Annotated in this window: 24 protein-coding genes and 1 pseudogene; 18 read left to right on the plus strand and 7 right to left on the minus strand. The window is 69.6% G+C overall.

What is annotated here, in order from left to right:
* Positions 1–5: 5 nt before the first annotated feature.
* Positions 6–896 (plus strand): annotated as a pseudogene (locus ACOACQ_RS21100) (SPFH domain-containing protein); the annotation flags it as partial.
* Between the two features lie 39 nt (positions 897–935).
* Positions 936–1,745: a sulfite exporter TauE/SafE family protein gene (locus ACOACQ_RS21105; RefSeq protein ID WP_378601057.1), complete on the plus strand. Its 810-nt coding sequence runs from the start codon at positions 936–938 to the stop codon at positions 1,743–1,745.
* On the opposite strand, the gene ACOACQ_RS21110 is transcribed toward ACOACQ_RS21105, so the two are convergent.
* On the minus strand, positions 1,729–2,091 hold the full coding sequence (locus ACOACQ_RS21110) for a hypothetical protein (protein WP_378601055.1): 363 nt from the start codon (positions 2,089–2,091) through the stop codon (positions 1,729–1,731). The genes ACOACQ_RS21105 and ACOACQ_RS21110 overlap by 17 nt on opposite strands.
* A gap of 36 nt (positions 2,092–2,127) precedes the next feature.
* On the opposite strand from ACOACQ_RS21110, the gene ACOACQ_RS21115 reads away from it, so the two are divergent.
* On the plus strand, positions 2,128–2,577 hold the full coding sequence (locus ACOACQ_RS21115) for a DUF4190 domain-containing protein (protein ID WP_378601053.1): 450 nt from the start codon (positions 2,128–2,130) through the stop codon (positions 2,575–2,577).
* A gap of 18 nt (positions 2,578–2,595) precedes the next feature.
* Here the strand turns inward: ACOACQ_RS21115 and ACOACQ_RS21120 are convergent, their stop codons facing one another.
* Positions 2,596–3,552 (minus strand): alpha/beta hydrolase, encoded by a 957-nt coding sequence (locus tag ACOACQ_RS21120; RefSeq protein ID WP_378601051.1) that lies wholly within the window; start codon positions 3,550–3,552, stop codon positions 2,596–2,598.
* A gap of 104 nt (positions 3,553–3,656) precedes the next feature.
* On the opposite strand from ACOACQ_RS21120, the gene ACOACQ_RS21125 reads away from it, so the two are divergent.
* From ACOACQ_RS21125 to ACOACQ_RS21140, 4 genes are all read left to right on the plus strand, one after another.
* The gene (locus tag ACOACQ_RS21125; protein ID WP_378601049.1) at positions 3,657–4,406 is read left to right on the plus strand and encodes a PP2C family protein-serine/threonine phosphatase; all 750 of its coding nucleotides are present in this window, start codon (positions 3,657–3,659) and stop codon (positions 4,404–4,406) included.
* Between the two features lie 125 nt (positions 4,407–4,531).
* Entirely contained in the window at positions 4,532–5,620 is a 1,089-nt protein-coding gene (locus ACOACQ_RS21130; protein ID WP_378601232.1) for an LLM class flavin-dependent oxidoreductase, read from the plus strand.
* On the plus strand, positions 5,620–6,234 hold the full coding sequence (locus ACOACQ_RS21135; protein ID WP_378601046.1) for an FMN reductase: 615 nt from the start codon (positions 5,620–5,622) through the stop codon (positions 6,232–6,234). Before ACOACQ_RS21130 ends, ACOACQ_RS21135 begins: the two co-directional genes overlap by 1 nt.
* Before the next feature lie 30 nt (positions 6,235–6,264).
* Entirely contained in the window at positions 6,265–7,416 is a 1,152-nt protein-coding gene (locus ACOACQ_RS21140) for an acyl-CoA dehydrogenase family protein (protein WP_378601042.1), read from the plus strand.
* Positions 7,417–7,461: 45 nt separating this feature from the next.
* Here the strand turns inward: ACOACQ_RS21140 and ACOACQ_RS21145 are convergent, their stop codons facing one another.
* Entirely contained in the window at positions 7,462–7,989 is a 528-nt protein-coding gene (locus ACOACQ_RS21145) for a YbhB/YbcL family Raf kinase inhibitor-like protein (protein WP_378601039.1), read from the minus strand.
* Between the two features lie 69 nt (positions 7,990–8,058).
* Here ACOACQ_RS21145 and cobA point away from each other — a divergent pair, with 69 nt between their 5' ends.
* From cobA to ACOACQ_RS21165, 4 genes are all read left to right on the plus strand, one after another.
* Entirely contained in the window at positions 8,059–9,291 is a 1,233-nt protein-coding gene (gene cobA / locus ACOACQ_RS21150; protein WP_378601036.1) for a uroporphyrinogen-III C-methyltransferase, read from the plus strand.
* Positions 9,292–9,298: 7 nt separating this feature from the next.
* Entirely contained in the window at positions 9,299–10,102 is an 804-nt protein-coding gene (locus tag ACOACQ_RS21155) for a TrmH family RNA methyltransferase (protein ID WP_378601033.1), read from the plus strand.
* Between the two features lie 92 nt (positions 10,103–10,194).
* Positions 10,195–11,304, plus strand: coding sequence for a dihydrodipicolinate reductase (locus ACOACQ_RS21160; RefSeq protein WP_378601030.1), 1,110 nt, complete (start codon positions 10,195–10,197; stop codon positions 11,302–11,304).
* A gap of 1 nt (position 11,305) precedes the next feature.
* The gene (locus ACOACQ_RS21165; protein ID WP_420289245.1) at positions 11,306–11,797 is read left to right on the plus strand and encodes a carboxymuconolactone decarboxylase family protein; all 492 of its coding nucleotides are present in this window, start codon (positions 11,306–11,308) and stop codon (positions 11,795–11,797) included.
* Positions 11,798–11,813: 16 nt separating this feature from the next.
* Here ACOACQ_RS21165 and ACOACQ_RS21170 read toward each other — a convergent pair whose 3' ends face one another.
* Genes ACOACQ_RS21170 through ACOACQ_RS21180 form a run of 3 tightly spaced genes read right to left on the minus strand, consistent with a single transcriptional unit; the run spans position 11,814 to position 14,946 of the window.
* A complete protein-coding gene (locus ACOACQ_RS21170) occupies positions 11,814–12,728 on the minus strand; it encodes an alpha/beta hydrolase (protein ID WP_378601024.1) in 915 nt (304 codons plus the stop codon).
* Positions 12,729–12,765: 37 nt separating this feature from the next.
* The gene (gene def / locus ACOACQ_RS21175; protein WP_378601021.1) at positions 12,766–13,386 is read right to left on the minus strand and encodes a peptide deformylase; all 621 of its coding nucleotides are present in this window, start codon (positions 13,384–13,386) and stop codon (positions 12,766–12,768) included.
* A gap of 33 nt (positions 13,387–13,419) precedes the next feature.
* On the minus strand, positions 13,420–14,946 hold the full coding sequence (locus tag ACOACQ_RS21180) for a hypothetical protein (RefSeq protein WP_420289246.1): 1,527 nt from the start codon (positions 14,944–14,946) through the stop codon (positions 13,420–13,422).
* A 178-nt stretch (positions 14,947–15,124) separates the two neighbouring features.
* On the opposite strand from ACOACQ_RS21180, the gene ACOACQ_RS21185 reads away from it, so the two are divergent.
* The 7 genes from ACOACQ_RS21185 (at position 15,125) to ACOACQ_RS21215 (ending at position 21,535) form a co-directional block, all read left to right on the plus strand.
* Positions 15,125–16,675: a hypothetical protein gene (locus tag ACOACQ_RS21185; RefSeq protein ID WP_378601013.1), complete on the plus strand. Its 1,551-nt coding sequence runs from the start codon at positions 15,125–15,127 to the stop codon at positions 16,673–16,675.
* Between the two features lie 68 nt (positions 16,676–16,743).
* Positions 16,744–18,108: an acyl-CoA dehydrogenase family protein gene (locus ACOACQ_RS21190; RefSeq protein WP_378601008.1), complete on the plus strand. Its 1,365-nt coding sequence runs from the start codon at positions 16,744–16,746 to the stop codon at positions 18,106–18,108.
* Positions 18,108–19,322 (plus strand): acyl-CoA dehydrogenase family protein, encoded by a 1,215-nt coding sequence (locus ACOACQ_RS21195; RefSeq protein WP_378601004.1) that lies wholly within the window; start codon positions 18,108–18,110, stop codon positions 19,320–19,322. The genes ACOACQ_RS21190 and ACOACQ_RS21195 overlap by 1 nt, the downstream gene beginning before the upstream one ends.
* 120 nt (positions 19,323–19,442) lie before the next feature.
* A complete protein-coding gene (locus tag ACOACQ_RS21200; RefSeq protein WP_378601002.1) occupies positions 19,443–19,955 on the plus strand; it encodes an RNA polymerase sigma factor in 513 nt (170 codons plus the stop codon).
* Positions 19,948–20,562 carry a hypothetical protein gene (locus ACOACQ_RS21205; protein ID WP_378601000.1) on the plus strand — a complete coding sequence of 205 codons (615 nt, stop codon included), beginning with the start codon at positions 19,948–19,950 and terminating at the stop codon, positions 20,560–20,562. The genes ACOACQ_RS21200 and ACOACQ_RS21205 overlap by 8 nt, the downstream gene beginning before the upstream one ends.
* Positions 20,559–20,999, plus strand: coding sequence for a hypothetical protein (locus ACOACQ_RS21210; RefSeq protein ID WP_378600997.1), 441 nt, complete (start codon positions 20,559–20,561; stop codon positions 20,997–20,999). Before ACOACQ_RS21205 ends, ACOACQ_RS21210 begins: the two co-directional genes overlap by 4 nt.
* Positions 20,987–21,535 (plus strand): carboxymuconolactone decarboxylase family protein, encoded by a 549-nt coding sequence (locus ACOACQ_RS21215; protein WP_378600994.1) that lies wholly within the window; start codon positions 20,987–20,989, stop codon positions 21,533–21,535. Before ACOACQ_RS21210 ends, ACOACQ_RS21215 begins: the two co-directional genes overlap by 13 nt.
* On the opposite strand, the gene galK is transcribed toward ACOACQ_RS21215, so the two are convergent.
* On the minus strand, positions 21,507–22,658 hold the full coding sequence (galK, locus tag ACOACQ_RS21220; protein ID WP_378600991.1) for a galactokinase: 1,152 nt from the start codon (positions 22,656–22,658) through the stop codon (positions 21,507–21,509). The two genes, ACOACQ_RS21215 and galK, sit on opposite strands and share 29 nt — an antisense overlap.
* Positions 22,659–22,687: the final 29 nt, after the last annotated feature.

Consider the following 22,687-nt stretch of genomic DNA (forward strand, 5'->3'; position numbering starts at 1 on the left):
ATTCCATGGAAATCCTGATCGTCCTGATCGCGCTGCTCCTCTTCGTGATCATCGTGATCGCCAAGTCGATCCGCGTGGTGCCCCAGGCCTACGCCGGCGTGGTCGAGCGGTTCGGCAAGTACAAGGAGACGCTGCCCGCCGGCCTCAACTTCGTGGTGCCCTTCGTCGACAAGGTCCGCTACATGATCGACCTGCGCGAGCAGGTCGTGAGCTTCCCGCCGCAGGGCGCGATCACCGAGGACAACCTGACCGTCGACATCGACACCGTGATCTTCTTCCAGATCACCGACCCGATCGCCGCGACGTACGAGATCTCCAACCACATCCAGGCCATCGAGCAGCTCACCATGACCACCCTGCGCAATGTCGTCGGTGGCATGGACCTCGAGCAGACGCTGACCAGCCGCGAGTCGATCAACAGCGGTCTGTCGGCGGTCCTCGACGAGACGACCGGCCGGTGGGGCATCAAGGTCAAGCGCGTCGAGATCAAGGGCATCGACCCGCCGCCGTCCATCAAGGACGCGATGGAGAAGCAGATGCGCGCCGACCGCGACAAGCGGGCGTTCATCCTGACGGCCGAGGGCCAGCGCCAGTCCGCCATCCTCACGGCCGAGGGCAACAAGCAGTCCGCCATCCTCAACGCCGAGGGTGAGCGCGAGGCCGCGATCCTGCGGGCCCAGGCCGACCGCGAGTCCGCGATCCTGCGCGCCGAGGGTGAGGGCGCCGCCATCACCACCGTCTTCCAGGCGATCCACAACGGTGAGCCGGACCAGGGCCTGCTCGCCTACCAGTACCTCCAGATGCTGCCGAAGATCGCGGACGGCCAGAGCAACAAGCTGTGGATCATCCCGAGCGAGGTCGGCAAGGCCCTCGAGGGCCTCGGCTCGGTGCTGAACCCGGCAGACGCTGACGCGCTGCCGCCGACCGCTCCGTAAGTGAGTGCGCTGGAGATCGCCGCGATCCTGATTGCCGGCGTCGGCGCCGGGACGATCAACGCCGTGGTCGGCTCCGGCACCCTGATCACGTTCCCGACCCTGCTCGCGATCGGCATTCCGCCGGTCACGGCGAACATGTCCAACAGCCTGGGCCTGGTGCCGGGATCGGTTGCGGGCGCCGTCGGCTACCGCCGCGAGCTCGAGGGCCAGCGCGGGCGGGTGCTCCGGCTGCTGGTGTGGTCGACGTCCGGGGGAGTGTTGGGCGCGATCCTGCTGCTCGTGCTGCCGCCCGGCGCGTTCGAGGCCGTCGTACCCGTCCTGATCCTGCTGGGCGTGACCCTCGTCGTCCTGCAGCCGCGCCTGTCAGCCGTGGTCGCAGCGCGGGCCGAACGTCGCGGCACCACGACCGAGGCAGCGGCAGAACCCCTCAGCGGTGCCTGGTGGGTTCCGGTCGCCGTCTTCGGGACCGGCGTGTACGGCGGCTACTTCGGGGCCGCGCAGGGCGTGATCCTGATGGGCATCCTCGGCATCGGCGTCACCGATGCGCTGCAGCGCCTGAACGGCGTCAAGAACGTCCTCGTGGCCGTGGTCAACGGCATTGCAGGGCTGATCTTCGTCGCGGTCGCCGAGCTCGGCCTGTTCGGCATCGAGGCCGACGTCGACTGGCTCGTCGTCGCCGTGATCGCCGTGGGCGCCGTGATCGGTGGCTTCCTCGGCGCCGCGGTCGGGCGCAAGCTGCCCCCGGTCGCCCTGCGGGGCATCATCGTCGTGGTCGGCCTCGTGGCCGTCACGGTCATCGTCTTGCAGTGACCAGCCCGACGACGCCGGCACCCACGGCGCCGACGGCCGCACCGATCAGCATGCCGCCGCTGAGCTTCGAGACCGTCCGGGAGGACAGCTCCACGGCGCCGCTGACGGCATCCGACCCGTCGACCGCGATGCCGACCAGGGTCAGGTTGCGACGCAAGGCGCCCTTCGACGCAAGGGTCACCGCGCCCAGCGCGATCTCACGGGCACCGAACATCCGTCCGAAATAACCGAGCTGCGGGTTGTTGGCGGGGTCGAGGCCGAAGGCCTTGGCCGTCGGGGCGGGAGCAACAAGGGCACCGACGCCGATGGCGATGCGGCCGAGGGAGAGTCCAGTCACGGGATCCATGCAAGTGACCTTAGAGCAGCATGGGAGAGTTGGGGCATGACGACTCCGACGTGGGGCCAGCAGCCCGACGAGCAGCCCCCGCCGCCGCCGACGCAGCCCTACGCCCAGTACCAGTACGGCCAGCCCGCGGGCCAGCCGGTCGTGCCGCCGTACGGCCAGCCCGGCGGCACGCCGCAGCCGTACGTCTACACACCTCCGGCGCCGACCAACGGCATGGCGATCGCCTCGTTGATCGTCAGTGTCCTGTCGCTGACGGCCTGCCTGGGCGCGACCGGCTTCATCGGTGCGATCCTCGGACACATGGCGAAGGGCCAGATCCGTCGCAACAACGAGCAGGGTGGCGGCATCGCCACCGCCGGTGTGATCGTCGGCTGGGCCGGCTTCGCGCTGTTCGTCATCGGCATCGCGATCATCGTCGCGATCGCGATCTTCGCGGGCGAGTCGTACGACGACTGCTACAACGACTACGGCGGCTACACCTGCTGATGCAGCAGGCTCCTTGCGTCAGCTGACGTAGGTCCGGAGCCAGCGCTCGATCTCGGCGTACGCCGTGGCTCGCGGGGTACTGCGCGACAGGATCACGTCGTGCAGTGCTCCGGGCACGGCGACGTACGTGACGTGGTTCCCGATCGCCGTCGACCAGCGCCGGATCTGTCGGACGTCGAGCACGATGTCGGTGCTGAACACGTCGCCCGCCATCTCCGACGCCGGTCCACTGCGGTCCGAGGACAGCACGAGCACCGGGGCCGGGACCGACAGCCCGGCCTGGACCCGTCCGTGGCCCTGCCGGATCGCACGCAGCCAGCCGAACCGCAGCGGGAACGACTCGACCGGCTTCCAGGTGAGGTTGAAGTCCCACTCGCCCTCGTGGTCACGGTGCAGGCTGCGCACGTAGAAGCCGTTGACGTCGCGCGGCAGCTCGCGCAGGGGCTGGCGCTGGCCGACCCGGTCCAGGACGGCGTTGGCGACAGGGGTGCGCAGGAGTGCCTTGCCCTGCAGGTCGAGCCACGGCGAGTTGAGGAGCAGCCCGGCGAGCTCCTTCGGCTTGCGGGCATCAGCCCACAACGCGACGATCAGCCCTCCCGTGGAGTGGCCGGACAGGACGACGCGCATGTGGCCGTCGCGCACCGTGATCCGTTCCCACGCCGCGTCGAGCTCCTCGAAGTACTCGTCGAGGCTCGCGACGAAGGTGACCGACTGGTGGGGGCGGATCGACCGTCCGTACTTGCGCAGGTCCAGGCCGTACATGTCGTGACCGTGCTCGAGCCACCATTCGGCGTACTCGGTGTGGAAGAAGTAGTCCGAGAACCCGTGCACGTGCAGGGTCGCCAGCTCGGTCGGGGAGTCGAGCCGCCGACTGACGAGCGTGGCGACGACCTCACCCTCGAAGTCGTCGGCGAGCGGGATCGTCTCGGCCTGCCACGGCTCTCCGAGGACGTCGATCTCCGGCTCGGTGCCCAACGGATCCTCCTCGGTCAATGTCACGAGTGGGCGGACCCGGTCCGGCCAAGGGGGGTTGGTCGGACCGGGCCCGCGGACAGGTTACCCCTGCGTAGGCTGGGGTGATGGAGCCACCGGTGTCGGGCGTGCCGTCCGCCGCTGGCGGCGAACAGGTGCTGCTCGCGGATTTGCGGGCCCGGCTGCAGGCCCGGGGCAAGGTTCCGACCCTGCCCGCGGGGTGGAACAACCAGTCGGCCATGCTGGCCGCCGAGGGGTTCGAGTACGGCGGCGACTTCATCGTGGCCGACCTCGACGTGCAGTCCCGGGTGCTCCAGATGGTCCTCGTCGACGTGTGCGGACACGGAGTCACGGCGGTGCCGGTCGCCCTCCAGTTCGCGGGGGCACTGCAGAGCCTGATCGGGGTGGTCCGCCCGGAGGAACTGCTCGGAGCGGCCAACGCCTACCTGCTGCGGCAACCCTCGGACGAGAGCTTCGCGACCGCCGTCCACGTCGAGGTGGAACTGGATTCCGGGCGCTACCGGATCCGGAGCGCCGGCCACCCGCCGGCGTTGCGCTGGGTGTCGCAGGCGGAGCGCTGGGAGGTCGACAACGCCCGCGGGACCGCCCTGGGTGTGTCCGAGGCGCCGGAGGTCCACGACAGCGTGGGCCAGCTGGCGCCGGGGGAGGCGTTGTTGTTCTACACCGACGGTGTCGTCGAGTCCCGGTCGGCCGACATCGGCGAGGGGATCGGCTGGCTGCAGGCCACGGCCCGGGATGCGGTCCTCACCGCCTGGGAAGGTGCCGCCCGCCGGATCATCGACCTCGTGGACCGCGGCGAGGACGACCGGGCGGTGCTGATCCTCCAGCGCTCCTGACCTGGGGCGTTGCCGCACGGAGAGGGCCCGGACTGGCGCGCGGAATACACCTGTGCCACCCTCGGTTGGAGATAGGTGACACGGCAACTGACCGTGATCACGAGGAAAGGACAGGCGCCATGGGCATCCAGATCGGGATCTTCACCGTCGGGGACGTCACCGAGGACCCGACCACCGGTCGTACGCCGAGCGAGTACCAGCGGATCAAGGACACCGTCGCGATCGCGAAGAAGGCCGAGGAGGTCGGCCTGGACGTCTTCGCCACCGGCGAGCACCACAATCCGCCGTTCATCGCGTCGAACCCGACCGCGACACTCGCCTACATCGGCGCCCAGACCTCGAACCTGCTGCTCTCGACCGCCACGACGCTGATCACGACGACCGACCCGGTGCTGATCGCCGAGGACTACGCGAAGATCCAGCACCTCACCGACGGCCGGGTCGACCTGATGCTCGGCCGCGGGAACACCGGCCCGGTCTACCCGTGGTTCGGGAAGGACATCCGCGAGGGCATCAACCTCGCCGTCGAGAACTACGCACTCCTGCGGCGCCTGTGGCGCGAGGACGTCGTCGACTGGGAAGGTCGCTTCCGGACGCCGCTCCAGGGCTACACGTCGACTCCCCGGCCCCTCGACGGCATCGCACCCTTCGTGTGGCACGGCTCGATCCGCAGCCCCGAGATCGCCGAGCAGGCGGCCTACTACGGCGACGGCTACTTCCACAACCACATCTTCTGGCCCGCCTCCCACGCCGCGCAGATGGTGCAGCTCTACCGCGACCGCTTCGCGCACTACGGACACGGCACCGCGCAGCAGGCGATCGTCGGCCTCGGTGGCCAGATCTTCATGCGGAAGAACAGCCAGGACGCCATCAACGAGTTCCGGCCCTACTTCGACAACGCACCCGTCTACGGTCACGGCCCGTCGCTGGAGGACTTCTCGTCCCAGACGCCGCTGACCGTGGGCTCGCCGCAACAGGTCCTCGAGCGGACCCTGTCCTTCCGGGACTACGTCGGCGACTACCAGCGCCAGCTCTTCCTGGTCGACCACGCCGGGTTGCCGCTCAAGACGGTCCTCGAGCAGCTCGACCTGCTCGGCGAGATCCTGCCCGCCATGCGCGCCGGGTTCGCCGAAGGCCGACCGGACGACGTACCGGATGCACCGACGCACGCCTCGCAGCTGGCGGCGAACGAGACGAAGGAGGTGACGGTCTGATGCGCAAGGTCGTGATCGTCTCCGCCGGCCTGTCCGTCCCGTCCTCGACGCGGTTGCTCGCCGACAAGCTCGGCGCAGCCACGGAACGGGCCATCGCGTCGCGTGGCGAGGAGGTCGAGGTCCAGCACGTCGAGCTCCGCCCGCTCGCGCACGCGCTCGCCGACCACCTGCTGACGGGCTTCCCGACCGGCGACCTGGCTGCGGCGCTCGACGCGGTGCAGCACGCGGACGGCGTCATCGTCGTCACGCCGGTGTTCTCGGCGTCGTACTCGGGCCTGTTCAAGACGTTCTTCGACGTCCTGGAGCCCGGCGCCCTCGACGGGACCCCCGTGCTCGTCGCGGCCACCGCCGGGACGGCGCGGCACAGCCTGGTCCTGGACCACGCGCTCCGGCCGCTGTTCGCCTACCTGCACGCCGTGGTGGTCCCGACCGGCGTGTTCGCCGCGAGCGAGGACTTCGGTTCGACCGCGGACGGCGCCCTGGGCAAGCGCGTCGCACGCGCGACCGCGGAGCTCGCCGCCCTGATCGGCGGGACCTCTCCGGCGCCGAGGGCAACCGGGCCCGTGTCGTTCGAGGATCTGCTCCGCGCTGCCGGGCCCGATACGGCACGATGAGGGTCCCAGCACCGTCGTGACAGGAGCGTCATGCGCCGTACCGTCTTCAACGAGGACCACGAAGCCTTCCGCAAGACCTTGCGGTCGTTCATCGAGTCGGAGGTCACTCCGCACTACCAGGAGTGGTACGACGCCGGCATCGTCCCGCGCGAGTTCTACCTGAAGCTCGCCGAGCTGGGCCTCTTCGGCATCGAGGTGCCCGAGGAGTACGGCGGCGCGGGGATCAACTCCTTCAAGTTCGCCGCCGTGCAGTACGAGGAGACCGCGCGCGCCGCGGTCAGCTTCGGCGGCTCCGGGGTCCACGTCGCGCTGTGCCTGCCGTACCTGCTCAACCTCGGCACCCCGGAACAGCTGGCCCGGTGGATGCCGGGCTTCGTGTCCGGCGAGGAGATGTACGCCATCGCGATGACCGAGCCGGGCGCCGGCTCCGACCTCGCGGGCATGCGCACCACCGCCCGCAAGGACGGCGACGGCTACGTCCTCAACGGCGCCAAGACGTTCATCACGGGCGGCGTGAACGCCGACCGGATGATCGTGTGCGCGCGCACCGCTCCGGCAGAGGAGAACGACCGCCGGTTCGGCATCTCGCTGTTCGTGGTCGACACCAAGGCCGACGGCTACTCCGTCGGTCGCAAGCTGGACAAGATCGGCCTGCGGACGTCCGACACCGCCGAACTGGCGTTCAGCGACGTCTTCATCCCGGCCGACCAGCTGCTCGGCGAGGAGCACCAGGGATTCAAGTACCTCGGCCAGAACCTGCCCCAGGAGCGGCTCGGCATCGCCTACGGCGCGTACGCCCAGGCAGCGGCCGCCGTCCGCTTCGCCCAGCAGTACGTCGAGGAGCGGATCGTCTTCGGCACGCCGGTCGCGTCCTTCCAGAACACCAAGTTCGAGCTCGCGGCCTGCCAGGCCGAGGTCGACGCGGCGCAGGCCGTTGCCGACCGGGCGCTGGAGGCCCTCGACGCCGACGAGCTCACGCCGGCCGATGCGGCGTCCGCCAAGCTCTTCTGCACCGAGGTCGCCAGTCGTGTGATCGACCGTTGCCTCCAGCTCCACGGCGGCTACGGCTACATGAACGAGTACCCGATCGCCCGGTTGTACGCCGACAACCGGGTCAACCGGATCTACGGCGGCACCTCCGAGGTGATGAAACTGATCATCGCCAAGCAGATGGGCTTGTGAAGGCCGTCGAGTAGCCCGAGCCGAACGGCTGGGTCGCGACGCCCCTCAGTACGCGTAGGTGCCGGTGAGGATCGCGCGACCGAGCGTCTTGAAGGCCAGGTTGAAGCCCACGACCGCGGGGGTCGCCGTCGCGTCGACACCGAGCTTCGGCTCCTTCACGGCGTGCACCACGAAGAAGTAGCGGTGGACCTGGTCGCCCTCGGGCGGCGCCGCTCCGCCGTACTCGGCGGTGCCGAAGTCGTTGCGGATGTGGAAGGCGCCGTCGGGAAGGGTCTCGTCGGAGTCACCAGCACCGGCCGGCAGGCTGGTCACATCGGCCGGGATGTCGACGACGACCCAGTGCCAGAACCCGCTCGGAATGGGCGCATCGGGGTCGAAGCAGGTGACGACGTAGCTCTGGGTGCCTTCCGGGCCGGGCTCCCAGGTCAGTTCGGGTGAGGTGTTCCCGGCGGCGTAGACCTGGTCCTCGGTCAGGGGTTGTCCGTCGATCACGTCGGCGCTCGTGACGCCGAAGGATGCGGTGGCGGGCAGCAGGGGATAGGGGTCCGGGGTCACTGGACGTTCGAGACTCATGGAGGCGAACGTAGTCCGCCAACTGGCCCGTGTCACCGGACCAAATGGGCGAGGCGAGAGAATGGTGCCGTGACCGACTTTCCCCCGTACCCGTCCGGCCTTCGTCTCGCCGGACGCCGTGTCCTCGTTGTGGGTGGCGGCCACGTCGCACAGCGTCGCGTTCCACAGCTGATCGCGGTCGGTGCGGACGTCCACGTCGTGTCGCCTGACGTCACGATGGCCATCGAGGGCCTCGTGGGCTCCGACGAGATCACGTGGCACCAGCGGCCCTTCACGGACACCGACCTCGACGGCGCCTGGTACGTCATTGCCGTGACCGACGACCGCGAGGTCAACGACCACGTCTCGGCGCTCTGTGAGGCCCAGCGCATCTTCTGCGTCCGCTCCGACGACGCCACCCTCGGTACGGCGTGGACTCCCGCCGTGGGCCGCGAGGCCGGCATCACGATCGCCGTGGTCGGCAACCGCGACCCGCGTCGATCCGTGGCGGTCCGCGACGAGATCCTCGCCGGGCTCCGTGACGGCACCATCGCCGCGCCGCACCACCGTGAGGGCCTGCCGGAGCGGACGCCCGGCGTGACCCTGGTCGGCGGCGGCCCCGGCGATCCGGAGCTGATCTCGATCGCCGGCCGCAAGGCGTTGATGGCTGCCGACGTCGTCGTGGCCGACCGGCTCGCTCCGCGCGAGCTGCTGGGCGACCTGCCCTCGGACGTCGAGCTGATCGACGTCTCGAAGCTGCCGCGCGGACGGTCGGCGCAGCAGGAGGAGATCAACCGGGTGATCGTGGACCGCGCCCTCGCGGGCAAGCGGGTCGTGCGCTTCAAGGGCGGCGACAACTTCGTCTTCGGTCGCGGGTACGAGGAGATCCTCGCCTGCCGCGAAGCAGGCGTGCCGGTCACCGTGATCCCGGGGCTGACCTCGCCCGTGTCCGTGCCCGCCGTCGCTGGCATCCCGGTCACCCATCGCGGAGTCACCCACGAGTTCAGCGTCGTCTCCGGACACCTGCCGCCCGGTCACCCCGAGTCGCTGGTCAACTACGACGCACTCGGTGCGATGCAGGGCACCGTCGTCGTGATGATGGGCGTCGAGAACGCCCCGAAGATCGCCGAGGCCCTGATCGCCGGCGGCCGGGCAGCGACCCTTCCGGTGGCGGTGATCTGCGACGGCACGATGCCGACGCAGCGGACCGTCCTGGCCACGCTGGGCACACTGGCCACTCGTCTCCAGGAGGAGTCGGTCAAGCCGCCCGCGATCATCGTGATCGGCGAGGTCGTCGCGATCGCCCATCCCGACGCCTACTGAGGCCCGCGTGGCTGACCTGGTCGAGATCACCGACGCCGCCGACCCGCGGCTCGCTGACTATCGCGACCTGCGCGACGTCGAGCTGCGCAAGAACCTCGAGGCCGAGCACGGACTGTTCCTCGCCGAGGGCGAGAAGGTCGTCCGGCGGGCGATCGAGGCCGGCTTCACCGCGCGCTCGTTCCTGATGGCCCCGCGCTGGCTCGACGGACTGGCGGACGTCCTCGACCGCTCGACCGCACCGTGCTTCGTGGTCGCCGAGGACATGGCCGAGGAGGTGACCGGGTTCCACGTGCACCGCGGCGCCCTGGCCTCGCTCGAGCGCCGACCGCTTCCACCCGTCGAGGAGGTGCTCGAGGGCGCCCGATCGGTCCTCGTGCTCGAGGACATCGTCGACCACACCAACGTCGGTGCGATCCTCCGTTCCGGCGCAGCCTTCGAGTTCGACGCCGTGCTGCTCGCACCCCGCTGCGCCGATCCGCTGTACCGCCGGTCCATCAAGGTCGCCATGGGTGCGGTGTTCACGATGCCGTGGACCCGCATTCCGGACTGGTACGACGCCCTGCCGGCCTTGAGCCGCGCGGGCTTCACCACCGTGGCGATGACGCTCGCGCCGGACGCCGTACCGATCGAGGAAGCGGTGCAGGGACTCGACAAGGTCGCCCTGGTCCTCGGGTCGGAAGGCCACGGCCTGTCGTCACGCTGGGAGGAGTCGGCCGACCGGCGCGCGATCATCCCGATGGCTCCGGGCATCGATTCCCTCAACGTTGCCGCAGCCACCGCGGTCGCTTGTTACGTGACCGCTCGACGCTGACGCGAGGCTGACCCGAGGCTGACCCGAGGCTGACCCGAGGCTGACACCGTGTACCACTTTCTTCCGTCGCTCCGGGGGCCTAACCTCCACCCATGGCAAATGAGAACACGTTCTACTCGCCGGTCCCGGTCGTCGTCTGGGGTACCGGCAACATGGGACGCGCATCGATCCGCGCCGTTGCGGCCCATCCCGACCTGACGCTCGCGGCGGTCATCGTGGCCGACGAGGCCAAGGTCGGCCGCGACGCCGGCGACCTCGCCGAGCTCGGCCGCACCCTCGACGTCGCGGCGACCAGCGACGTCGACGCGGCGCTCGCCACCCTCGGTGGCGGGGGAGCGGTCGCCTATGCGGCCTCCGGCGAGCTGCGCCCGGACGAGGCAGCCGTCGACATCGCTCGTGCTCTCAGCGGTGGCGCCGTCGTGGTGACGCCGTCCATCTATGCCCTCTACGACCACCGCAGCGCCCCCGACGAGCTCCGCGAGCCGCTCGAGAAAGCGTGTGCCGAGGGCGGTTCCGCGCTCTTCGTGAGCGGCATCGACCCGGGCTGGGGCAACGACCTCCTGCCCGCTCTCGTCAGCGGACTGTCCTCGGAGATCGAGCAGGTCCGGTGCCAGGAGATCTTCGACTACTCGACCTACGACGCCGAGGACTCGGTCCGCTACATCGTCGGCATGGGCCAGCCGATGGACTACGAGCCGATGATGGTCGCGGCCGGGATCCCGTCCATGGTCTGGGGTGGCCAGATCCGGATGATTGCCCGCGCCCTCGGTGTCGAGGTCGACGAGCTGCGCGAGACCGTGGAGCGGCGAGCGCTCGACGCGACCGTCACCACCGCACTCGGTGACTTCGACGCGGGAACCCAGGGCGGGTTGCGCTTCGAGGTCCAGGGCATCGTCGACGGCGAGCCCCTGATCGTGATCGAGCACGTCACCCGGATCACCCCTGCGTGCGCCTACGACTGGCCTATGCCGCCGGACGGTGGGGACGGCGCGCACCGGGTGATCATCGAAGGACGCCCGCGCATCGAGATCAACGTGGAAGCGACCGACGAGGGCGGCAACCGCGCCGCGGGCGGCAACGCCACCGCCGCCAACCGCCTGGTGAACTCGATCCCGTGGCTGCGCTCCGCCGCGCCCGGCCTGTACGACGGCCTCGACGTGCCGCTGCAGCCGAGCGTCTACCTCCGTGGAAAGGGCAAGTGACGTGTTCATCGACATCCCCGAGGGCAAGGACCCGATCCTCTACGTCTGGGGCGAGCTGGTGCCCGGCATCGGTCCCGCCGCATCGGCCTTCGCCATGAGCATCTACGAACACAGCACGCTCGGCCTGCGGGAGTTCGAGGCCGCACGCCTGCGGATCGCCCAGATCAACGGCTGCCTGTTCTGCCAGGACTGGCGCACCGAGCGCGACGGCGCCAAGGTCGAGGAGTCCTTCGACGAAGCCGTCGCGGAGTGGCGCACCACCCGCGACTTCGACGACCGGACCCGGATCGCCGCCGAGTACGCCGAGCGGTTCGCCCTGGACCACCACGGGCTCGACGAGGGCTTCTGGCAGCGGATGCGGGCGCAGTACAGCGACCGCGAGATCGCGGAGCTCTCGATGTGCCTCGGTTCGTGGATCGGCTTCGGCCGGCTCAACCGGGTGCTCGGCCTCGACGCCGCCTGCGTCCTGCCGAGCCACGCCGGCAAGGCCTGAGCGTGGCCCGCTGCGACTAGGAACGCAGCAACGTCGCGAACAACGCGATCGACTCGTCGATCGCCTGCTGGCAGTGGGTCGACCACGTGCCCATGTCGAAGAAGCCGTGGATCAGGTCGGGGTAGGCCTGGTGGTGGACCTGGCCGCCGGCCGCCGCCAGGGCCTCGGCGTAGGCGATGCCCTCGTCGCGGAGCGGGTCGAACCCGGCGGTGACCACGACGGCCGGCGGCTGGTCAGCGAGGTCGCCGCGCAGCGGGGCAGCCAAGGGGTCCTCGAAGTCCATCCCCTCCGCGGAGAAGTGGGTCAGGAACCACAGCAGCGTGCCGGACTCCAGGAAGTAGCCCGTCGCGTTCTCCTCCCGCGACGGGAAGTCGCCGACGATCGCGGTCGTCGGGTAGACGAGGAACTGGGCGGCGATGCCGGGCACGTGCTGGGCGGCGACGGCTGACAGGTTGCCGCCCGCGGAGTCGCCGGCGACCGCAAGGACCTCGCTGCCGCCGTACTCGCCGAGGCGGGACTGGATGTCGAGCACCGAAGCGATCGCGTCCCTCGGCGCACTCGGGAACCGCGCCTCGGGGGCCAGGCGGTAGTCGACCGCCACCACGACGGACTGCGTGCCGTGGCAGATGGAGCGAGCCATTGCCTCGTGGGTGTCGAGGTCGCCGAAGACGAACCCACCACCGTGGAACAGGACGACCGTCGGGACGGGTCCCTCCGTCTCGGGGCGGTAGACCCGCGCGGCCAGCGGACCGTCACCACCGGCGACCTTGTCATCGGTGACAGAGGCGACCTCCGCCATCGTGCCCGGCGGCCGGAAGTCGACGGTCAGCTTGCGGTACGCCGCGCGTGCGTCCACGGCGGACTGGGCGTGGACCGGGGTCCCCGCTGCAATGAGGGACAGGAGCGGGACGAGCTGGCGGTCGACAGGCATGTCGGGAAAGGTAACCCAGTCGCCGCCGGAAACGACCTCAGGTCGGCCAATTGGCCGGGAAGTCGTCGGCCGCCGCCTCCTGTTGCTTGCGCAACTTCTTCATCGCCTTCGCAGAGACCCGGTCACCGAAGACGGTCCCCAGCGTGTGGTCCGTCTCGTGCTGCAGGCACTTGGCCAGCAGTCCGTCGCCCTCGAAGCGCACCGGCTGCCCGTCCAGCCCCTGGCCCTCCACCGCCGCGAAGTCGGGACGCGCGCAGGGGACGAACGCGCCTGGGAAGGACAGGCATCCCTCGGGGCTGTCGTCGAGGTACCGGTCGTTGCCCTCGGGCAGGACCAGCGTCGGGTTGCAGACCACGCCGATGACGCGCTCGTCCTCGTCGTTGGGGCAGTCGAAGACGAACATCGCGACGTCCTCGCCGATCTGGCAGGCCGCCAGGCCCACCCCGTCGGCGGCGTACATCGTCGCGACCATGTCGGCGGCGAGCGCCCGGAGCTGGTCGTCGAACACGGTGACCAGCTGCTGGGGGCGGTGCATGACCGGCGTGCCCCACCGGGTCATCGGCCGGACCGAACCGCCTCGGGGCAGCGGTCCGTACGGCGCCACCACCGTCTCGACCACGTGCTCGTCGCTGCTCTCGTCGCCCTTGCCCCACGCCATGGGTGAATCCTAGGAGCGCGTGCATCGGGTGCGTCAGTCGCCGTGCGCCTCGAGCAGGTTCTGTGGCCAGCTGCGGACGGGGAGGGGACCTCCGGGATCACCCTGGGCCGACGAGAAGGCGAGGCGATGGCCGTCGTGGGGCGGCGTGCCGTCGTCGATCGTGATCACCGGCGGGTGTGTCGGCGGAATGGCGTTGATGACGAAGACCGATCGAGTGGCCGGGGGCCGGTACCGGAGAACGGTCACCACCAGGCTCGGTGACACGTTGCCCAGGTTGCCCTTCGCGGTGACGACGCTGACCCGGAGCACCTTCTTGCCGGCCGTCCTGGCCAGCGTGCTCAGCTGGTAGTACCCACCAGTGGTGGTTCGGGAAGAGGAGAGGTTGTACCACCTGCCGTCGACCCGCCTCTGCAAGGTCACCGTCACGTCCCGATCGCCGGGAGCGATCCGACCCGAGACCACGATCTGCCGACCACGCCGCACCCTGTCCCTCGCGAGGGTGGCACTGATCCTGCGCTTGACGGTGACGACGAGGGTCTTCGAGACGCTGCCGGCGAACACCGCTCCGGGTGGAGTGCGGAGCTGGTAGAGCGTCAGCCTCTGCGGCGTGATGTGGAACTGGCCGTAGGTCGTTTCGGTGTACGGCCTTGCCCCCGCATACGTGAAGCTCGGCGAACCGTACAACCGCCGGTGGAGCTGAGCGGTCCCCGCGGTCCAGCCGGAAGGGACGACGCCGTCCGAGAAGCCGTATCCGTCACCGAGCAGGTAGTGGTCCTGCCCGTGGATCAGGTTGATGCGCGTGACATCGCGAATCACCGGTGCATCGGTCCGGTGCTCCAGCGTGGCGGAGATGTACGCCCCGGACCGGGCGCCCTCGAAATCGTAGATCCGGTCGCTGCCCGCGCTCGTGACCCGCAGGTTGTCCATGTAGTAGGTGCGCCCGGTGCAGCCGTAGGCGAACCCGACGTAGGCGGCCTTGCCGTTGGAAAGGTAGTCGTTTGCCAGCTCCGCGACGGTCCCTTGGAAACCCCGGGTGGGATCGACCTCGTCCGTTTCGATGTCGAGGAATGCCCACTGGAAGACGATGTCGGCGAGGTCTCCGCTTCCTTGCCATCCCGAACCACCGGCGAACAGAGGGCTGATGGCGAACCAGTAGCCGTCGTCATCGCCGAAGTTGTTGGGGTAGTACTGGGCGAGGGCGTAGCCGTCCGGGTTCGCGTTGACGGGCAGATCGGGATGCAGCGTCGACCACGTCACCGAGGAGAGTGTTGTCGGATCCTTGACCTCAGCAGTGAGCCCGGCCATCACGCCCGTGTCGTCGAACTGGAACCCGGTGGCCTGATGGCCGCGGGCGCCCCCGAGGCGGTAGTCGTAGTAATAGGGCGACTCAGCCTGACCGGGGCAGACGAAGGCCTCGTAGAAGATGTCGTCGTGGTCCTCGAAGCCGTGAATCGTCACGACTTCGGGCCCGACCACGGCTCGAGTCGCCGCCACGGGAGCAAGGGCGAGAAGTGAGCTGGCAGTGACGGCTGCCAGTGTCCGGCGAACGGTCCGCTGCATGATCCCCCCACGGGACTCGGCATTGACGGCGCCACCCGAGGGGCCTCTTGCACAGTAGCCACGCCGTTGCGGCCCCGTGACCGGCTTCGTCCAGGACCATCGGAATCGAGGACCGCCATGCGCCGCCCGGTCCCTCGGATTCGCGGACGAGCCCACCCGGATCTGAGACGGTGAAGACGTGTCGATCCACCGCGAACTCCTGGCGTTGGTCCGCCAGGCGGGCGTTGCCGTGCTCTCGGACGCGAGCGAGTTCCGGGCCGCATTCGACGACTTCGTGCTGGAGGGGTCGGCCACCGAAGGCGACGCGAACCTGCTGACCGACGCGATCCGGTTGGGTGCCCTCGGCCGCGTCATCGAACAGATCAGCCAGGGTGCCGATCCCGGGCTGGCCATCGAAGCGCAAGGTGCCCGGTTGGCCCAGCAACGCGGAACGCAGGAAGCAGCCGGCGCCGAGTGGGCGCTCGCCGTGCTCGCCCATGCCCGTGGCGACCTGGACGAGCAGGCGCTCCTGGCGCGGTACCGCGCACCGTCGGACTCGATCGCACGCCCGGCCTTCCTGGAGACACCACCGACGGTGCCGCCCCCACCGGTGAGCCTGCCCCCCACCGTCAATCCGCCGCCGGTACTCGTCGCACCCACGGTGCCGCCACCCACGGCACCGCGCACCCAGCGGTCCACAGCCCGCGCCGACGCACCTCTCCCCCCGAGCACGCACCGCACGAAGCGGTCACGGAGCCGATTCGTCGCGGCCGCCGTGGTCGTCGTCCTGGCTGTCGGTGGCGCTGGGGCCGTCGCGCTCCTGAACCTCGGCGACGAACCACGGAGCGAGGCGGGTCCGCCGACCGACGGACCGAAGGAACCCGACGTCCGCATGGTGAGTCCCGGAACCCTGGTCGCGAGCAGCGACGTGGTTCCGGCGAAGGCACCCGGCCGGGTCGTCCTTGCCGGTCGCCTCGGTGGCGTCCAGGTGACCGCGCTCGGCCCGGTGGACCGGGTCGGCCTCGGTGACGAGGCACAGGTGGCCGCGCCGGGGGAGCGGCTCCTTGCCTTCACGCTGGCCAAGGGACCGTGCCAGAACGCTGGAAAGTGCGTGGCGTGGCAGGACCTCGGCCTGAAGGTCGTGGTGGCCGGGACGGAGAGGGAGGTGCCCGCTGGCGGCCCGACCTTCCTCGCATCGGCACCCGAGGACGCCACCGTCGAACTGCAGTACGACGCCGGCGACGGCTTCGACCAGCGGGTGTCCCTGATCGACGGCCGTGCCACGGGCAACAACATCGAGGTCCTGGCCCGAGGGAAGCGGACAGCAAGGGTGAACAGGACCAAGCCCGTGCAGGTCACCGTGCAGGCGGGCGGCTCCCGCACGAGCATCGCGTGGGACGTGACGGTCGGCAGGGCGGAGCTGTTCTTCTTCGAGGAGGAAGAAGCCGTGGGCGCACCTGATCTCGCCTACCTGAGGATCGGGGTGACCTATCGGGACCCGCGGGGCAAGGATCATGGCTTCTTCGCGCCGGAGCTGCATCTGCTGGGACCGGACCGCAAGGAGCTGGAGCGGCGCAACCTCGGCACCAAGGACGAGCCGAACGTCCTGTTCGTGGTTCCTGCGGAATTCACCACCGGAACGCTGGAGGTGCGGGGGACGAGGTCCACCGGCTGCGCGGTGGACGGAGTCAGGACGACCTGCACGGTCGGCATCCCGAGAACTCCGTTCAAGGTGACGCTCCCTGATTGATGCGCGGATCACACGCCGAATCGCCGGAAGATGTAGCGCAATGTGTAACTCACAGTTACATTTACGTCATGTCCCTGATCAGCAACCTCAAGCCGGGCGGCAAGCACGGGGTTCCGAGCAACGAGAACCGAGACCCCATCGGTTACCTCGTCGCCGGCCTCAACCGGCTCGCCCAGAGCGATCTCCTCGACAAGGTCGGCCTGCGCAAGCAGACCGAGCAGGTCGTCTTCAACGTCACCCGCACCGGGTTCAAGGCCGCGACGAGCGCCAGCCGGACCTTCTCGAAGGCCGGCAAGAAGGGTCAGCCGGGCACCCGGCCGGCCTCGGCCCCGTCGACCGGTGTCTTCGACCTGACGCCCACCGAGGACGAGCAGATGCTCGTCGACCTGGTGACCGAGTTCGCCGAGGAGGTCGTGCGCCCTGCCGCATCGGCCGCCGACGCTGCGTGCGCGGCCCCCGACGACCTGCTCAAGTCGAGCCTCGAGATCGGCCTGCCGATCCTCGGCCTGCCCGAAGAGCTTGGCGGCGTCTCTGAGGAGCGTTCGGCCATGGCCGGCACTCTCGTCGCGGAGGCCCTCGCCAAGGGCGACATGGGCCTCGCGGTCGCGACCCTCGCGCCCGGCTCGGTCGCCACGGCCCTCGGCCTGTGGGGCACCGACGCCCAGCAGCAGACGTACCTCCCGGCCTTCACGGGCGACGAGGTCCCGGCTGCTGCGCTCGCGCTCAACGAGCCCACCGTCCTGTTCGACGTCCTGAGCCCGTCGACCACCGCCACCAAGAGCGGCGACGGCTACGTCCTCAACGGCACCAAGAGCCTGGTCGTCCGCGGTGAGAGCGCCGAGCTCTTCATCGTCGGCGCCGCGCTCGACGGCAAGCCGGTCCTGTTCCTGGTCGAGTCCTCGACCGAGGGCCTCAGCGTCGGTGGCGACCCCGCCATGGGCGTCCGGGCCGCATCGATGACGACGCTGAACCTCGAGAACGTCAAGGTCCCCGCCGACGCCGTGCTCGGTGAGACCGACGGTACGACGTACACCGAGTGTGTGCGCCTCTCGCGCCTCGCCTGGTGTGCCCTGGCCGTCGGTACCGGCCAGGCCGTGCTCGACTACGTCGGTCCCTACGTCAAGGGACGCGAAGCGTTCGGCGAGCCGATCGCCCACCGCCAGTCGGTGGCGTTCATGGTCGCCAACATCGCGATCGAGCTGCAGGCCATGCGCCTGCTGACCTACCGCGCCGCTTCCCGCGCCGCTGCCGGCAAGGACTTCTCCAAGCAGGTCGCGCTGGCCCGTCGCCTGTGCGCCGAGAAGGGCATGCAGATCGGCAACGACGGCGTGCAGCTGCTCGGTGGTCACGGATTCGTCAAGGAGCACCCGGTCGAGCGTTGGTACCGCGACCTGCGTGCCATCGGCATCATGGAAGGAACGGTGCTGGTCTGATGGCCATCAACCTCGAAGTTCCCCGGAAGCACCGGGCGCTCATCGACCAGGCCCACCAGGTCGCGATGAACATGCTGCGGCCGATCTCCCGCAAGTACGACCTCGCCGAGCACGAGTACCCCAAGGAACTCGACGTCCTCGCCGCGATGATCGACGGCCTCTCCGAGTCGGGTGCCAGCGAAGGCGCCGGCGCGACCGGTGTCCGCCGCGACGACATCGCCGACGACAAGACGGTCAAGAACGGCGCCAACATGGCATCCGTGACCTCGGTCGCCGAGATGTGCTGGGGCGACGTCGGCCTGATGCTGTCGTTCCCGCGCCAGGGCCTCGGCAACTCCGCCATCGCCTCGGTCGCCAACGACGAGCAGATGAAGCGGTTCCACGGCAAGTGGGCGTCGATGGCGATCACCGAGCCGGCCTTCGGGTCCGACTCGGCGCAGGTGTCGACCACCGCGGTCCTCGACGGCGACGAGTACGTCATCAACGGCGAGAAGATCTTCGTCACCTCCGGCGAGCGTTCCGACTGCATCGTCGTGTGGGCAACGCTGGACAAGTCCCTCGGCCGGGCGGCGATCAAGTCGTTCGTCGTGGAGAAGGGCACCCCCGGCGTCAAGGTCGAGCGGCTCGAGGAGAAGCTCGGCATCCGCGCCTCCGACACCGCGGTGATCACCTTCACCGACGCCCGCGTGCCGAAGGAGAACCTGATGGGTTCCCCGGAGGTCAACGTGGAGCAGGGCTTCGCCGGCGCCATGGCGACCTTCGACAACACCCGTCCGCTGGTGGCCGCGATGGCCGTCGGTACGGCGCGCGCGTCGCTCGACCTGACCCGCGACCTGCTCAAGCAGGCCGGCGTCGAGATCGACTACGACCGCCCGGCGTACCTCCAGCACGCTGCGGCCGCGAAGTTCCTCCAGCTCGAGGCCGACTGGGAAGGTGCGCGCCTGCTCACCCTCCAGGCCGCGTGGATGGCGGACAACCGCAAGCCCAACTCGCTCGAGGCCTCGATGTCGAAGGCGAAGGCCGGCCGTGTCGGCTCCGACGTCACCTTGTCCTGCGTCGAGCTGTGTGCGTCCATCGGCTACAGCGAGACCGAGCTGCTCGAGAAGTGGGCCCGCGACTCGAAGATCCTCGACATCTTCGAGGGCACCCAGCAGATCCAGCAGCTGATCGTGGCTCGCCGGGTGCTCAACCTCTCGAGCGCCGAGCTCAAGTGAGCTGAGCATCAGCAGCTGAGCATTGCTGGTCGGCCCGTCCCGCGCTCTGCGGGGCGGGCCCTCCACATTTTTCGGGATGGGACGTGACACCGTGGTGCCGTCGCGCGAAGTAGGAGCGGAATGCAGCAGACCTCAGACGGCGGGTTCGCCGAGGTGTACGCAGAACACGTGACGCCCGTCTGGCGCTACGTGCGCCTGCGGCTGCCCAGCGACACCGATGCGGAGGACGTGACGAGCCAGGTCTTCGAACGAGCGATGCGGTCCTGGTCGGGGTACGACGCCAGCCGCGGCCGCGTCGGCGGCTGGCTGATCGGCATTGCCCGCCACACGATCGCCGACTGGTGGCGCCGAACCGGCCGGGAGTTCCCGACCGACCTCGCGGCATCCGGCCTCGGCGAGGGGGTGGCTGACGACGATCCCGAGGGCGAGGTGCTGAGGCGCCTCGGTGCCGACGAGGTACGACGCCGGCTGGGTGTGTTGACGCCGCGGGAGCGGGAAGCCGTGGCCCTCCGGTTCGGCAGCGAGCTCAACTCGACCGAGATCGCGGAGATCCTCGGCGTCACTCCGAGTGCGGCTCGGATGTTGTTGCACCGCGGAATCGGCCGGTTGCGGGAGGTGATGGGCGATGTCTGACGACTTCGATGCCGAGATCCTGGACACGTCGATCGATGACGTCCTGTCCGGCCGTGCCGGCTCGGACGCTGACCCGGGAGTGCTCTGGCTTGCTGCCGCGGCACGACCGACGCCCCCTGCCTCCCTCGTTGCGCGCATCGATGCATCGATGCGGCCAGCCGCTGCTCCAGCGCCAGCGAAGGTCCCGGCGCGTGAACGGCCCTTCCTGGAGGACCGGCCCAGCCTGGTCCTGAGCGCCGTCGCCGCCGCCCTTGCCTTCGCGTTCGTGTTCCAGGCGCTGGGCAACATCATCGCGGGGGACTGGATCGCGGAGAACCTCGGCGAGCCCCACGGCCCCCACGCCTACTTCGAGGGTGCCCTGGCCATGACGGCGGCAGGGGTCTGCGCGCTGGCCGCGGCCGTGCGCCGGTCGTGGGCGGGCGTGTCGGTCCTGACCTGTTCCCCGCTCGCGTTGAGCCTCGGCGTGCACGGTCTCGGCGAGATCGGGGAGTTCGCCGCCGGCGCCATCCTGCATGTCACCGAAGGCACGCTCGGACTGCTGCTGATCGCGGCCTGGTGGTGGGACCGACGTGACACCTCGCGCCGTTCCCGCGAAGAACGGGCATGACGACACCCTCCCCAGGGACGCCCGTGCGGGCGTTCGGCATCGTGCTCGCCGTTCCCCAGACCGTGATCGGCGTCTGGGCGTCACTGAGCCCGCGCGGCTGGTTCGACAACTTCCCGGGCCTGGGTCCGGCGCTCGTGGCAGCCGAACCGCCGTACAACCAGCACCTGGTGACCGACGCGGGCGCCGGGTTCCTGGCGATCGGCCTTCTCCTGCTGGGCGCCTGCGTGTTCGGAGGAGCCCCCGAGATCCGGATGGCGGCGATCGCCCACCTGATCTTCAGCGTCCCGCACCTGATGTATCACGCCGCGCATCCCTCGCCGCTGCTCCCGGCCGTCAACGACGTCCTCAACGTGGTCCTGCTCGGCGCCGAAGTGGCGGCCGGACTGGTCCTGATCGTCCTCACCACTCACCGAAAGGCCATGGCATGGGCATCCTGAAGCGAATCTGGGTCTACCTGAAGGTGATGCGCAAGGCGAAGCGCAACCGCGGCGACCTCTACGGCTGGTTGGTACGACGCCCGCAGCTTCTCGTCGCACAGGGAACCTACGAGTCGTCCCTGATGTTGATGGGACGGCTCCCTGCTGCGCTCAAGACGCTCGCGATCGCCAAGGCGGCGATGATCGTGAACTGCGAGTACTGCCTGGACATCGGCGCCGAGATCGCGCGCACGGAAGGCATCTCCGACGAGAAGCTCGCTGCGCTGCTGGAGCCCGACGGCAACCCGGCGCTCAGCGCCGACGAACAGCTCGTGGTCGCGTTCTCCGCGGCGATCTCGGCGTCGCCGGCGGAGGTTCCCGACGAACTGCGGGCGCGTCTCAACGAACGCTTCACCCGGGCGCAGCTGACCGAGCTCGCGGCCGAGATCGCCTGGGAGAACCAGCGGGCACGGCTAAATCAGGCGCTCGGCGTGCGTCCCTCGGGGTTCTCGGACGGGTCGTTCTGCCTCATCCCGGAGCCGAGCCGCCAGGGCTGAGCCCGGCGCCGGCCGAAGGGGCCAGCTCGTGGTGCAGGGGCGGCTGCCACCCGCGCAACCCGTAGACGTGGTCGATGCTCAGCTTCACCTGCTCGGCCTCGGCGACGGGGACCAGTGCGATCGAGCAACCGCCGAACCCACCGCCCGTCATCCGTGCCCCCAGAGCACCGGAACGAAGTGCGGCGTCGACTGCGGCATCCAGTTCAGGGCAGGACACGGCGAAGTCGTCCCGCAACGAGGCATGGGACTCCTCCAGGAGGCGCCCGAGCGCGACCCAGTCCTGTGTGTCGACGGCAGCCACGACGCCGCGGACTCGAGCGTTCTCCGTGACCACGTGCCGGGTGCGGGCGCGCTCGACCGGGTCAGTCAGGACGTCGAGATCGGCTGTTGTCGCTTCTCGCAGTGATGCGACCCCCAGTGTCGTGGCCGCCGCTTCGCACTCGGCACGTCGCTGGGCGTACCCGCCGTCGCCGTCGGCCAGGGAGTGGCGCACTCCGGTGTCGGTCACGATGACCGTGAGGCCGGCTTCACTGAACGGCAACGTGACCGGCACGGCCGACGGGTTGGTCGGGTCGGCGAAGTCGATCAGCACGGCCTGGTCGACGGCACCCAGCAGGCTCGCGAGCTGGTCCATGCCACCGGTGGGCGCACCGACGTACTCCGTCTCGGCACGGCGACAGGCCTCGGCGAGGTGCAGGCGTGCGGCGGTGTCCAGCTCGTGCCCGAGGAGGCCGGCGAGTCCGACCGCGACCGCGCACTCCAGCGCGGCGGAGCTGGACAGCCCACCCCCGAGCGGGATGGTCGAGGAGATCGTGATGTCGAGGCCGGGCACCTGCCACCCGTCCTGGCCCAGCGCCCAGATCACCCCGGCGACGTACGACGTCCAGCCGGTCACGGCACGCGCCGACACGTCGTCCAGCGACCCTGACCACGGCTCGCCCTTGTCGCTGGCGATCGTGAGCCCGCGGTCCTCACGGACCGTCAGCGTCGCGGTGCACGCGAGCGGGATCGCATAGGGGAGGCAGAGTCCGTGGTTGTAGTCCGTGTGCTCGCCGATCAGGTTCACCCGTCCGGGAGCGACCGAGGTCACGGTTGTCGGGGGCAGGGAGGACGAGGTGGTCACGGGTCCATCCTGCCCGTTGCGGTGTCGCT

This window comes from Nocardioides sp. CPCC 206347 (genome assembly GCF_048654605.1).
Taxonomy (GTDB): domain Bacteria; phylum Actinomycetota; class Actinomycetes; order Propionibacteriales; family Nocardioidaceae; genus Nocardioides.